The organism is Paenibacillus farraposensis (assembly GCF_020736845.1).
GTDB classification, from domain to species: domain Bacteria; phylum Bacillota; class Bacilli; order Paenibacillales; family Paenibacillaceae; genus Paenibacillus; species Paenibacillus farraposensis.
On record NZ_JAFFQR010000105.1, the window covers coordinates 64,127 to 77,838 of the forward strand.

The window sequence follows — 13,712 nt, forward strand, 5'->3', positions numbered from 1 at the left end:
TTTACCGAGTTGTATAGGAGGAATTGAATCTGTACGGTTGCATGTCGAAGCTTGGTCGGGCTATGATGGGAGAAAATGCCGGATCACAATCAACATAAACTTAGGGCCTATAGGGAGGATGAACGATGTTGACGAATCACAAAGCACATCCGTTTAATGTTGCACTTGTACAGGCTCATATTGAACTGGGAAATCCAGCGGTAAATCGCAATCATATGCGCACTTTAATGGAGCAGGCAGTAACAGGCGCACAGAAGCCGGACCTGATTGTCCTGCCGGAAATGTGGAATACGGGCTATGCTTTGGATCATATTCAAGAGCTGGCGGACGAGGGAGGGGCTGAGACCCGGGCATGGATTGCGCCATTCGCCGCCACTCATCAGGTGAACGTGGTCGCCGGGTCCATCGCAGAGAAAAAAAGCGATGGTCATGTGTACAACACGATGCTCGTTTTTGACCAGACCGGAGCCGAGGTTGCTTCCTACTCCAAAATCCATTTGTTTCGTCTTATGGAGGAGGAAAAATATTTGCACCCTGGTGGGGAAAAGGTGTTGTTCACGCTGGACGGCGGGATTCAGGCCGGGGCCTCGATCTGCTACGATATCCGTTTTCCCGAGCTGGCCCGCAGTCTGGCCTTGTCCGGGGCCAATCTGCTGATTGTACCTGCGGAATGGCCTCATCCCCGGCTCCATCATTGGCGTACCCTGCTGACTGCGCGCGCCATTGAAAATCAAATGTATGTCATTGCCTGCAACCGGGTAGGCCGCAGCGGAGATGCCGATTTCTTCGGACATTCGCTCATCATTGATCCGTGGGGGGAGATTATAGCCGAGGGCGGAGAACAGGAGGAAATTATCACGGGAGGGCTGGAGCCGGCCCTGGTACAGGATGTGCGCGGGCGTATCCCGGTGTTCGAGGATCGTCGCCCTTCTATGTATGACCGATAAACGTCGTTCTGTTTAGCCGTCCTGTATATTTCCTCTCAGTTGCCCAGGCTGTAGCAGGGAAGTATTGTAGAGTATTATAGAGGCCATTTTTCCACCGCAAATCCATTCAATAGATAGGGGCGTAGCCCCGGGACCGCCTTCTTCTCTGGCTTTGGCCGGGGAGAAAAACGGTTCTTTTCGTGTTCACAGCTACTTTTGTGAAAGCTGCTTGACCGTTTCCCGGAAAGTTTCAATAAAAGCTTCGGCCGCTTTGGACAGATAACGTCCGTTACGGTACGCAATAGCCAGGGTGCGGCTGGGTGTCGGTTCGGCCAAGGGCAGTAAGGCCGGAACAAACTCGCTGCTGGCGGCCCGAGCGATAAAACGAGGAACGAGCGTGACCCCCATCCCTGTCGCTACGAGCGATTGCAGGGTTTCCATGTTGGTGCTCTCAAACACCACATGGGGCTCAAAGCCCGCCTGATGGCACAAATCCATCGTCAGCTTGCGAAAGCCTTGCCCTTTTTTCAAGACGACAAAAGGCTCGTCTTTCAGCTCTTCCATACGTACTGGCTGGGGCTGGCCACCGTTTTTACGCAGGGCCAAGGGATGACCCGGGGGAACAGCGAGATCAATCCATTCTTCACCGATCGGCACATAGGAAAGCGAAGGTTCGACCAATGGAAGGGACAACAGACTGAGATCGGTATCTCCACTGGCGGTTTTTTTCTCCAGATTCATGGAAGAATCCTCGACCAGCACGATTTCAATGTCTGGATGCGCCTTCTTGAATTCAGGCAATACGTGCGGCAGTAAATGCGAGCCTGTAATCGGCATACTGCCAACGACGACCTTCCCTTTGCGGAGCTGGGAAATATCGTCCATTTCCTGGCGAAGCTGCTCGACTGCATCGACGATTTTTTTGGCCTTTTCCACAAAGCTTGCACCTGCATGCGTTAATTCTACGGTGCTGGTATTGCGTTGAAACAACAGAACACCGAGCTCTTTTTCCAATTTGGATAATTGCTGGCTCAGCGAAGGCTGGGCAATGTGCAGCTTTTCTGCCGCGCGTGAAAAGTTTTTTTCCGCTGCAATTTGCAGGGCATACTGAAGCTGTCTGAATTCCATCGATTTTGACCCCTTATCTTATAAGCTTTACCTATTACGTCATAGATCGATTATACATTATTCGAATCAAATTCCCAATCCCTAGCCTGGCAGAAATGACAACCCAAGCCATTGGTGTATTGTTCAAAAACGAAAAAGGTTTCTTTCTGATGGTGGAAGGCAGTAAAGTGGACTGGGCAGCACATGCAAACGATCCAACGGGTATTAATAGCGACGTGCTTTCGTTTGACGATGCAGTGAAGGGTTGCTATGGACGCGGTTGATTTGATCCAATAAAATAAACAGAACGATCCACAAGCTGTTTCTTCCCTAAAAGGAGGAGACAGCTTTTTTGGCCTCTTTTTGTGTTACTTGCCTGTGCAGCGTTAATTATGTATTTTTTGAGGCAGAGGGTAGAGCTGGAATGTGGAAAATGAGATATTTTGTGAAACAAATCACGTTATATCTCCACTGATGTTGCTAAAATTATACATGTACGGTACAACCTGCTGACGAAGTGAAGTCCAGATGGACGAGGGAAGAAGGGATGAGTCACGGACGAATTATTATTGCGTCTGGCTGACGGCAAGGCATGGACGCATACGGAAATGACGGCGCTGCTGGCGCGTCTGGATGAAGAGCCGATGCTGCGGACTCAATTACGCAAGCTGGCCGCCCGCACTAAAATGGAGCGTTACGGCAAGGGTGTTTTTTTACGGGGATTAATTGAATTTTCCAGTATATGTCGACAGGACTGTATGTACTGTGGCCTGCGTGCTTCCAACAAACATGCAGACCGCTACCGTTTGAGACCGGAAGAAATTCTGGCCTGCTGCGCGGAAGGATATGAACTGGGCTATCGAACTTTTGTGCTACAAAGCGGTGAGGACGTCTGGTTTACGACAGCCCGGCTGTCGAAACTGATTCGGGAAATTAAAAGCCGTTTTGCGGATGTGGCGGTGACACTGTCCATTGGCGAACGGGATGATGAAACGTATGAGCGGTTATTCGAGGCGGGAGCAGACCGGTTTTTGCTGCGTCATGAGACAGCTTCCCCTCGTTTGTACGCCAAGCTGCATCCGACAATGACGATAGAAAGCAGGCGCAGTCGTCTGCTGGCACTGCAGCGAATCGGCTTCCAGATTGGGGCCGGATGTATGGTTGGGCTGCCGGGACAGACCAACAGCGAGCTGGCAGACGATCTGGTTTATCTGCACAGCCTGAACCCGGATATGATCGGCATTGGCCCTTTTTTACCACATAGCAACACGCCGCTCAGAGATGCCACTCAGGGAAGCATGGAAAAGGCGCTGGATATGATTTCATTGTCCCGCCTGGTCGCTCCGGATGCACTTATTCCGGCGTCTACGGCGATGGGGACCATTCACCCTCAAGGCAGGGAAAAGGCGCTTCAGGCCGGGGCGAATGTGGTGATGCCCAATTTATCCCCGCTGGCGGTAAGGCCCAAGTATGCGATTTACGAAAATAAAATATGCCTGGGTGATGAGTCTGCCCAATGCCGTCATTGCCTGGAGCTACGCATTCGAGGAGCAGGGTTTGAGGTGGATATGGGCCGGGGAGACAGCTTGAGGGTTCAGCGACAGTTCATGAGACAGGAAACTTTGTAAGACGAATGACGGAAACATTGCAGTAACCATAAAAAAGGAGATGGGTATACGTGAGTGGAGTACGGGAGAAACTGTCGGCGGATTTTATTAATGAAGCAGAGATTATGGCGGCCGTGGAGCAGGGGAAGCAAGAGGCACAGGATCGAAAGCGAATATTGGAAATTTTGGAAAAAGGCAGAGCCTGCCGGGGGCTGAATGCAAGTGAAGCGGCGGCTCTTTTGCATGTAGATGATCCCGAGCTGCTGGAAGAGATGTTCAGATCATCACGAGCGGTTAAAGAGCAGATTTACGGCAATCGGATTGTGCTGTTCGCTCCTTTATATGTAAGCAACTACTGCGTTAATAACTGCGAATACTGTGGCTACAAGCATACGAATGACAGCTTTACCCGCAGCCGCCTGACACCGGAGGAACTGGCCGAGGAGGTTCGGGTGCTGCAGGAAATGGGGCACAAACGGCTTGCACTGGAAGCAGGGGAGGACCCGGCCCATTGTTCTATTGATTATATCGTCGATTGTCTCCGTCAGATCTACGATATAAAGGTGGACAACGGGAGCATCCGGCGGGTTAATGTTAATATTGCCGCAACGACGGAGGAGGATTACCGCAAGCTTGTGGAGGTCGGGATCGGTACGTATATTTTATTCCAGGAAACGTATCATCGTGAAAGCTATCGCAAATATCATCTGCAAGGACCCAAACGGGACTATGATTGGCATACCACTGCCATGGACCGGGCCATGCGCGCAGGCATAGATGATGTGGGGATCGGTGTGTTGTACGGTTTGTACGATTTCCGCTATGAAACCATCGCGATGCTCAAGCATGCTGAGCACCTGGAGGAAGTGTTTGGCTGCGGCCCGCACACGGTATCGGTTCCGCGGCTACGTCCGGCTGAAAATGTGGACCCGGAATGCTATCCGTATTTGGTGAGTGACGAGGATTTTATGAAAATTGTGGCGGTTCTTCGGCTGGCTGTACCTTATGCGGGAATGATCCTGTCTACACGCGAGGAGTCGGAATTCAGGGACCGGGTCATTGGTTTGGGTGTATCCCAAATCAGTGCTGGTTCCGCTACCGGTGTTGGGGCATATGCAAGACAAGAGACGAATGACAAGCCGCAGTTTGAGGTCGGGGATCATCGTTCTCCGGTCGAAATTATTAAAAGTCTGTGTCGCGGCGGATATATGCCGAGCTACTGTACAGCCTGCTACCGTGAGGGAAGAACCGGAGATCGCTTTATGGAGCTTGCCAAATCCGGGCAGATTCACAATGTGTGCCAGCCGAATTCGCTGCTGACCTTTCAGGAATATCTGCTGGATTATGGGGACGAGGAAGCGCGTGAGCTGGGAGCAGCTGCGCTGCGGGAGAATCTGGAGCGTATACCGCGTGAATCGACGCGCCGTTTGACACTTGACAGGCTGGAACGGCTGGAAGCGGGCGAGCGGGATTTGTATTTTTAGCAATTTCATTATAATTGAAATAATAGGACGGAAAGCAAGAAGCAGCCGCGTTGGGCGCCAACGCGGCTGCTTTATGTGTATATAGGGAAATGAGAAAACATTATTTCAGGACTTTTCAAGTATAGCAGCTAGCACCAGTGGCCTGCTCCCATGCCAGCATAGCGGATGGAAAGCATTCAATGGCACGTGGGAAGACCCCCTGTACATAAGCAATAAAAACGCCATAGTTCACAATAGGTACCCCTGCGGCTTTCGCTTCCGAGAGCCGATGAAGCATCGTACGCCGATTGAGCATGCAGGCTCCACAATGAATAACCAAAGCATATTCGCTCAGATCGTCAGGAAAGCTGGGACCGGATGCATGCTCGATGATGAGGCGTTTACCTATCGTTTGACGGAGCCAGCGGGGAATTTTTACACGGCCGATATCATCCGACTGGCACTGATGCGTACAGGCCTCGGCAATGAGTACCCGGTCTCCGTCCTTGAGATGCTCAATGGCTCTTGCTCCTCGCACCAGTTCGTCAAGATCACCTTTATGTCGGGCGAACAGGATGGAAAAGGAGGTAAGCGGCACATCTTTAGGTGTATCTGCCGCTACTTTCATAAAAACCTGCGAATCGGTAATGATCAAACGAGGCTTCTGTCCCAATCGTTCCAATGTTAACCGTAATTCATGCTCTTTGGTTACGACTGCGATGGCGTCACTCTCCAGCGTATCGCGGATCGTTTGCTGCTGCGGGAGGATCAATCGTCCCTTCGGGGCAGCTTTGTCGATGGGAACGACCAATACGACAACATCTCCAGGTGACAGCAGATCACCGACAATGCGGAAACGATCCTCATTTTGGGGGAGGGTACCGGTGATGGCCTTTTTCAGCTCCGTATCTCCCCAAAGCATGGAAGCGCTAAAAGGAATCAGGGTGAGATCCAGCTTAGCCTCCAGCGCTATGATCATTTGATCAGATTCACTCAGGGTATCTACTTTGTTTAATACCCCGATGACGGGAATCTTTTTGGTGCGGAGCTTGTCGAGCAGTTCAAGCTCGAAGGAACTGACTCCAGCCGTGGCGTCGACAACCAGCAGAGCCAAATCCGTACTGTTCAGTATTTGTAGCGTTTTGTCACGTCGCAGCGCCCCGATCTCACCTTCATCGTCCAGTCCGGCGGTATCCACCAGAACAATAGGTCCCGCAGGGAGCAGCTCCATCGGCTTAAAAACCGGGTCCGTGGTTGTTCCCCCTATAGGAGATACCACGGCTACGGACTGGCCGGTCAGGGCGTTCAAAATGCTGGACTTGCCTGCGTTGCGGCGGCCGAGCAGGACGATATGCGGCCGGTTGCTGCGAGGGGTATCATTCATTCCCATAGTGAGTTCCTTCTTCCTGCCCCGGAATTCCGGGCTTGGTTACGGTATAGGGATGGCACAATTGGTCAATACGCGAGCGTGTCAGCAGGCCGCGAGCTTCTGCAATATCCTGTGGCGTGCAACCCTGGGCTATGGCAGCTGAAGCAATGGAGGCAGCTTCATCATAACCAAGCTCCGCGACCAGCGCGGAGGCCATCACAGCGGAGTTGCTCAGATTGGCAGTGCAGCGTGCTTCATCTATGGCCAGGCCGCGTACACACCGCTCCTCGAACAGTCGAACGGCATTGCTGAGAATGTGCAGTGATTCCAGCAGGGATTCGGCAATAAGGGGCAGGAACGCGTTCAGCTCTAGCTGTCCGGAGGCAGCGGCCAGCGTAATAGCAGCATCTTCTGCTATTACGCGCATTGCTGTTAATCCGGCCATTTCGGCCATTACCGGATTCACCTTGCCAGGCATGATCGACGAGCCGGCCTGGACCGGAGGCAGTGTGTATTCACCGATACCGCCAAAAGGGCCAGAGGCCAGCAAGCGAAAATCGCCAGATATTTTGAGCAGGTTTACAGCGGCGGATTTGAGCAGGCCCGATACCTCTACGAAGACATCCATATTCTGAATCGGGTCCATCGGGTGGTCGCTGCGACACAGCCCCAAGCCCGTCTCGTCCGCCAGCTGTTCTACCATTCGATAGCTGTAAGCGCGAGGCGCATTCATACCTGTGCCAATGGCCGTGCCGCCAATCGGGATTTCCCGCAGCCGTTCTTCGGCTTTGTAGAGCCGCCAGCGGTCACGTGCGATGGCTTTGGCGTAGGCGCCGAAGCCTTGCCCGGCCATCATGGGCAGGGCATCCATCAGCTGTGTGCGGCCCAGCTTGAGCAGGTCGGCATATTCCGTTTCTTTTTGCTGCAAAGTCGCCTGTAACGAAGACATGGCATCGCATAAGGGCCGAAGCAGCCGGATCGCCGCAATTCTGAGCGCTGTGGGATAGACATCATTCGTGGACTGGCAGCAGTTGACATCATCCAGCGGGTGCACTAGCTCATATTGTCCGGGCTGGCCTCCAAGCTGCATGATAGCCAAATTCGCAATGACTTCATTCACATTCATATGGGTGCTGGTGCCTGCGCCGCCTTGCAGGGCATCAATGGTGAACATATCATCGTGCCGTCCGGCAAGCAACTCGTTGCAGGCTTTTATTATGGCAGCTGCACGTTGGGCGGACAGCCGCTTCTGCTCACCGTTCACTTGCGCGGCTGCCTTTTTTACCAATACAAGTGCATGAATCAGCTTCCGGTTCACGGGCCTGCCGCTGACCGGAAAATTGTTCATGGCGCGTGCACTGTGAATCCCGTACAAGGCATACGCAGGAACTTCCATGTGTCCTAACGCATCCCGTTCGGTACGTGTATCTTTGGTCTGATGAGAAGACGGAATCATAGACCCGTCGCCGGAATGCGCGTCATATGCAGCAGCTGACGTGCACTTGCAGCCCGTTTTTCCTCAACCCGGGCATGAATCAGATCTGGATCGACCAGCTTGAGCGCTTGGGTTGGACATTTTCCGATACAGGCCGGACCGCCGTCCACCCCTTCACACAGATCACATTTGCTGGCAATCATCCGTTCTTTGGGCTGCAAACGTCCTGACAAATTGGTGTACAGCCCGTTTTGCACGACAGGCTGCCCGTCTCTATATTGGGGGACCATCGTAATTGCGCCATATGGGCAGGCAATCATACAGGTTTTACAACCGATGCAGGTTTCGCTGTTAATGAGAATACAGCCGTCTGCGTTCGTAATCGACCCGTTCGGACAAGCGTTGGCGCATGGGGCATCCTCGCAGTGACGGCATTGAACAGGTGCTGTGACTCCATATGATTTGATCACTTTCAGGCGAGGGTGAAAATGAAACTCATCATCCGGCGAAATAAAAGGGTTATCCGGCGAATGTGCGATTACGCATGCGATTTCACAGGTACGGCAGCCGATACATTGATCGGGATCAGCTAAAACAAAGCGATTCATACAAACTCGACTCCTCTCTAACATAACGACAAAATATATTTTGGTTGACTGGATTTATGTGTTTTACATACTAGTGAAGTGAATAATCGTTATTCCCTTCGGTGGAGGCATCCCTGCTGAGGCTTTGCCTGCCGGGTCCCCGTTTATGAAAGGTCGTGTGCAGCAGATGGTGGGATACATGCCCAAGCGGCTCACCCAGAAATTCATCGTAAAGTTTGATGATAAAAGGATTCTCATGTGATTTGCGCACCTGAGATGCAGCATCATGTCCATAAATGGACGATTTGCGGGCACGATAAGCCTCCATTTTGTGTTTTTCCAACATGAGCTTGGGTTGCCCTCCTCCGCTGATACATCCGGCTGGACAGCCCATGACCTCGATAAAATGATAGTCACATTCACCCGCCTGCACACGATCCAGCAGCTGGTACGCATGTTGCAGGCCGGCGACGACCGCCACCTTGAGCTGCAGCTCGCCCACCTGAACCTCTGCTACCCGAATGCCTTCCTCGCCACGTACAAAATCAAGCTGGAGCTTCGGCAGCTTCTCATTTGTCAGCAGCTCGTAGCCTGTACGGATGGCAGCCTCCATAACTCCTCCGGTTACACCAAAAATAGTGCCCGCTCCGGAATATTGTCCTAACGGTGAATCGAATTCTTCATCAGGCAGGCTCATAAAATCAATACCGCGCTGCTTAATCCAGTATGCAAGTTCACGCGTCGTCAATACCGCATCCACATCACGGTAACCGTCGGATTCCATTTCAGGGCGGTCGCATTCAAATTGTTTGCAGGTACATGGCATGATCGCGACGCTATAAATATTTGCAGGCTCTACCGCGTCCAGCTGTGCACCATAGGTTTTGACCAGCGCGCCCACCATTTGCATCGGCGATTTGCAACTGGACAGATGGTCCAGCAGATCGGGATATTCAATCTCGGCAAAACGAACCCACGCCGGACAGCAAGAAGTGAACATCGGCAGCGGTCCTCCCTCGGTTACGCGGCGAATCAACTCGGTGCCTTCCTCCATGATGGTCACGTCAGCGCCGAAGTTCGTGTCATATACCCGATCAAAGCCGAGGCGGCGAAGGGCAGCGGCCATTTTGCCCGGCGTCAGGGTGCCGAACGGCATGCCGAATTCCTCCGCGAGCGACACGCGAATGGCTGGAGCGCACTGGACGATCCGCAACTGCCCAGATTTGTTCATCATGTTCGTTACCTTGTTCAGACTATAGCTATAATAGGCTGCGAACAGCGGTTCACCGATGTCGGCAGGCATGTCGCGCTCACGCAAACGTGTGTGCCGTCTGACGGCGGCTTCCTGTGGAGATGAATCTGCCCAATCTGATGCATATACGCTGCATATTTGTACACATTGACCGCAAAAAACGCAGCGGTCAGCGTTCACGGTTTGCGGTTCTCCCGGCAATCCCTCTATGGCACCTACCGGACAAACTCCCGCACAGCGTCTGCAACCAGTGCATAACGTAGGGTCGATATGAATGACAGGGTCTGTATGATCAGTCGTCTCCATACAAGGAGGGGACGAGCTCTTGTCTTTTGTCGTTGACATGGCTTTCTACCTTTCTGCGGCTGATTTTGGCCTTACAAGCGTGGGAAATAGACTTCCCGACGACGCGCTGGAGACGGATCGGATACGCCTTTGGCCAGCCGTAGCACATGATTCGGACAGGCCTCTACACATGCAGGCTGTCCGTCAGCTGTTTCTGCGCACAAATCGCATTTGCTGGCAGCGGTGCGGGGGAGGGCGGTCCGATTTACCTGGCGAGTCAAGCCGGCTTGCGTTACAACGCGTCCTGCCCGGTAGACCGGAGCCACCTCGATGGCCCCGAAGGGACAGGCCAAAACACAGGAGGTACAGCCGATGCAGCGCTCCTCGTCAATCATGACCACGCCGTCCTCCTGACGAATGGCCTGAACCGGACAGGCATGCGCACAAGGGGCATTTTCACAATGCCTGCATTGCACAGGCACATATGCATTTCCGGTGCGTACCACATATACCTTGGGTACGACGGGCACGCTGACGGTTCCGACCGATGCGCCTGTACCGCCCGCCTGGCTGTGAACGGCGAAGCAGGCCAGTTCACAGGCTTTGCAGCCAATACAGTGCCCGGCGTCTGCGACTACGAAGGAGGAGGCGACAGCGTTTGTTCTGTCGGCTGCTCCCATTCTGCCCGTCGAACGGTTCAGCGTGTTTCGTGCGCCGCTCATCTTGTCACCTTATCAGCCAAAACGGCTTCATGGACATTCATCTGTCTGCGAATCCGCTGGTACGATTCATGTACATCACGTTCGGCCTGCGCTTGGTCGGCAATCCGTTCCAGCCGGATGGCGCAATATTTTAATTCCGGGGTTTTGGATACCGGATCGAGAAAATCAGCGGTCAGCTCGTTACATGCTCCAACCCACCAGTGATAGGTCATGTAGGTCGCACCTTGCTGTACGCGGTCACTGACTTGTGCCCGTGCCATAATGTGTCCCCGGCGGGAGGAGATCGCGACAATTTCGCCATCGAGAATGTTCAGATCGGCTGCGTCTTGCAGGCTAATCTGAATAAAGCCCGGTTCATCAGCCAGCTGGCGCAGCGCACGGCAATTGCCGGTCATGGTGCGCACGGAATAATGTCCTACCTCGCGAACGGTAGATAAGACAAGCGGGAACTTGGCATCCGGCTGTTCTTGAGGTGGACGCCATTCGCAGGCGAACAGACGGCCTTTGCCGCTAGGCGTGGAAAATTGATTGCCTTTGTACAAATACGGAGTGCCAGGATGATCCTCTGTAGGACAGGGCCATTGCACGTCGCCTTGCTCCTCCATTTTTTGGTAGCTAGCACCAGCGAATAAGGGGCAGAGGCTTCGCATTTCATCCCAAATTTCCTCTGTGTTTGCATAGGACATCGGGTAGCCCATGGCAGTAGCCACTTCGCTAATAATGGCCCAGTCTGGTTTGACATCGCCCTGCGGCTCCACGGCCTTGCGGATGCGCTGAAAGCCGCGGTCTGCCGAAGAATATACACCGTCATGCTCGCCCCAGGCGGTAGAAGGGAGGATGACATCGGCGTGCAGCGCCGTTTTGTTCATGAAGATATCCTGTACCACGACAAATTCCAGTTGTTCTAACGCTTCACGCAGCTCGGCGGCGTTCGGATCACTTTGCACAGGGTCCTCGCCAAAAATATAGTAAGCCTTCAGCTTGTTCTCCTTCAGGATGAGGTGCGGCACCTCTGTAAGGGAATATCCTTTTTTACGCGGCAACTGCTCGACACCCCATGCTTTTTCAAACTTTTTGCGAACCGCAGTATCCGTAACATCCTGATAACCAGGATACACATTCGGCAATGCACCCATGTCACAGGAGCCCTGCACATTGTTTTGTCCACGCACGGGTCCGACGCCTACATTCGGCTTGCCCAGATTTCCAGTCAACAGGGCAAGGGAAGCGAGTCCCTTTACCACGTCAACGGCCTGTGAAAATTGACATACGCCCATTCCGTACAGAATTGTAGCGGTCGGGGCCTTGGCATATTCCCTCATTGCCGCCCGGATGTCAGCCGCCTTGACTCCCGTAATGCCTTCCGCATATTCGGGAGTATATTTTTGAATGCTGTCCACATATTCGGCAAAGCCCTCAGTATTGGCTTCTACATACCGTTTGTCATACAGTTCTTCATGTACAAGCACATGACCAAAAGCGTTAACCAAAGCCATATTCGAGCCGCCTTTTAGAGGCAGCCACATATCTGAAATGCGTCCGGTTTCAGTCATGCGCGGATCACATACAATAATTTTGGCCCCTCTTTGCTTGGCAGCTACAATGCGTCTGGCGACGATCGGATGCGTTTCAGGTGCATTATAGCCAAACACGAAAATAAGATCAGAATGCTCAATTTCAGGAATCGAGTTGGACATGGCTCCATCTCCGAGAGAGTAAGTCAAGCCTGCCACGGAAGGGCCATGACATACACGGGCACAATGGTCAATATTGTTCGTGCCAATGACCGCCCGCATGAACTTTTGCATGACATAATTGGCTTCGTTTCCCGGACCGCGCGCCGAGCCCGTTCCCATGATGGAGTCAGGTCCGTATTTCTCCTTGATTGCCGACAGCCGTTCGGCTGTATATTGAATGGCTTCCTCCCATTCCACTTCCTCCATAACTCCATTCTTTCGAATCATGGGCTTGCGCAAGCGGGCAGTCAGAATCTGCGGATCATTCAGAAAATCCCATCCATAGTGTCCTTTCAGGCACATTGTACCTTCATTTGTACGACCATTAGCCGGCTCTGCGCCAACTACCTGTCCATTGTCTACCAGCAAATGAAGATTACAGCCGCTTCCGCAGTAGGGACATACCGTTAATACCTTGTCTGCCATGTGTAGAGCACCTCTTTTTTATATGAAATAGATGAAACTCGTAATACGAAAAAAAGCCAATACAAAAAATACCGCTTTACGCTGTATCCTGTACTGGCTTATCCGCGGGCGAGGAGACAAGCCCCTTCCTGCTAATCCAACCGGTGTATGTGTTCTAGTTCAAGAGTAATGATAATGTGTCCTTCTCCACGAACGGAGGGACAGACCTCCCAGGTGTAAATGAAGGGACTGCCAATTGTTTTTTCCGCTTCGCTCATAAACTCCTTTTCCAGATAAGGCCGAAGGACGTTCCAATATTCCTTGACCTTCTCCTCGGCCCCTTCATGAACAAGAATTTCGGACAGGTTGGACAAGGTGCCGCGAATTTCTACCGTAATCCGGAGCGGTGAATCCAGTGAAACCTTGACGTTATCCGGTCCTTTGCCCCGATAATGCTTAACAATGCATACAGCTAGCTTCCTTATGCGCTCACGGTATTCCCATTCGGTATTCAACATCTGGACACTCCGCTTCGAATCAAAATAAAAGCGTACTTGCCGCGCATGCCGGACAGCCGGTGCGGCTTATGCTGAAAAGGGATGTAACCGTCCCGTCCACTTCGTGGTCTGCCCAGCACGGCGTATCACACTTTTATGTTAGAACAGGTTGACCCGGAAAGATGTGAAATTCATTACACCTAACCAAAATTTTACTTAGAGATGTTTTATAATCAAAAAGATTTACAAAATATCTCGATTTTATCAGTCTTATAACAACACATACGGAAGGAGCATGATGTAATTCGAAAGCATCGATGG

At 52.4% G+C, this 13,712-nt stretch carries 11 protein-coding genes and 1 pseudogene; 4 read left to right on the forward strand and 8 right to left on the reverse strand.

Annotation, left to right across the window (positions count from 1 at the left end):
* Positions 1–125 precede the first annotated feature (125 nt).
* On the forward strand, positions 126–947 hold the full coding sequence (locus tag JO375_RS16700) for a carbon-nitrogen family hydrolase (RefSeq protein WP_377570325.1): 822 nt from the start codon (positions 126–128) through the stop codon (positions 945–947).
* Between the two features lie 189 nt (positions 948–1,136).
* Here the strand turns inward: JO375_RS16700 and JO375_RS16705 are convergent, their stop codons facing one another.
* On the reverse strand, positions 1,137–2,054 hold the full coding sequence (locus JO375_RS16705; protein WP_229525528.1) for a LysR family transcriptional regulator: 918 nt from the start codon (positions 2,052–2,054) through the stop codon (positions 1,137–1,139).
* A gap of 80 nt (positions 2,055–2,134) precedes the next feature.
* Here JO375_RS16705 and JO375_RS16710 point away from each other — a divergent pair.
* The 3 genes and pseudogenes from JO375_RS16710 to hydG form a co-directional block, all read left to right on the forward strand.
* Positions 2,135–2,296, forward strand: a pseudogene (locus JO375_RS16710) (alkaline phosphatase); the annotation flags it as partial.
* A gap of 306 nt (positions 2,297–2,602) precedes the next feature.
* A complete protein-coding gene (hydE, locus tag JO375_RS16715; RefSeq protein WP_267497732.1) occupies positions 2,603–3,661 on the forward strand; it encodes a [FeFe] hydrogenase H-cluster radical SAM maturase HydE in 1,059 nt (352 codons plus the stop codon).
* Positions 3,662–3,711: 50 nt separating this feature from the next.
* Complete coding sequence (gene hydG, locus JO375_RS16720; protein WP_229525529.1) at positions 3,712–5,124, forward strand: [FeFe] hydrogenase H-cluster radical SAM maturase HydG; 1,413 nt, start codon at positions 3,712–3,714, stop codon at positions 5,122–5,124.
* A 115-nt stretch (positions 5,125–5,239) separates the two neighbouring features.
* Here the strand turns inward: hydG and hydF are convergent, their stop codons facing one another.
* The 7 genes from hydF to JO375_RS16765 form a co-directional block, all read right to left on the reverse strand.
* Positions 5,240–6,493 carry a [FeFe] hydrogenase H-cluster maturation GTPase HydF gene (gene hydF / locus JO375_RS16725; protein ID WP_229525530.1) on the reverse strand — a complete coding sequence of 418 codons (1,254 nt, stop codon included), beginning with the start codon at positions 6,491–6,493 and terminating at the stop codon, positions 5,240–5,242.
* The gene (locus tag JO375_RS16730; protein WP_229525818.1) at positions 6,480–7,868 is read right to left on the reverse strand and encodes an aspartate ammonia-lyase; all 1,389 of its coding nucleotides are present in this window, start codon (positions 7,866–7,868) and stop codon (positions 6,480–6,482) included. Before JO375_RS16730 ends, hydF begins: the two co-directional genes overlap by 14 nt.
* Before the next feature lie 56 nt (positions 7,869–7,924).
* Positions 7,925–8,515 carry a 4Fe-4S dicluster domain-containing protein gene (locus JO375_RS16735; RefSeq protein WP_229525531.1) on the reverse strand — a complete coding sequence of 197 codons (591 nt, stop codon included), beginning with the start codon at positions 8,513–8,515 and terminating at the stop codon, positions 7,925–7,927.
* A 70-nt stretch (positions 8,516–8,585) separates the two neighbouring features.
* Positions 8,586–10,091 (reverse strand): [FeFe] hydrogenase, group A, encoded by a 1,506-nt coding sequence (locus JO375_RS16740; RefSeq protein ID WP_229525532.1) that lies wholly within the window; start codon positions 10,089–10,091, stop codon positions 8,586–8,588.
* Positions 10,092–10,123: 32 nt separating this feature from the next.
* Complete coding sequence (locus JO375_RS24585) at positions 10,124–10,753, reverse strand: 4Fe-4S dicluster domain-containing protein (protein WP_322098749.1); 630 nt, start codon at positions 10,751–10,753, stop codon at positions 10,124–10,126.
* On the reverse strand, positions 10,750–12,915 hold the full coding sequence (gene fdhF, locus JO375_RS16760; protein ID WP_229525533.1) for a formate dehydrogenase subunit alpha: 2,166 nt from the start codon (positions 12,913–12,915) through the stop codon (positions 10,750–10,752). Before fdhF ends, JO375_RS24585 begins: the two co-directional genes overlap by 4 nt.
* 131 nt (positions 12,916–13,046) lie before the next feature.
* Positions 13,047–13,412, reverse strand: a complete 366-nt coding sequence (locus JO375_RS16765; RefSeq protein WP_229525534.1) for a Na-translocating system protein MpsC family protein — start codon at positions 13,410–13,412, stop codon at positions 13,047–13,049.
* Between the last annotated feature and the right edge of the window lie 300 nt (positions 13,413–13,712).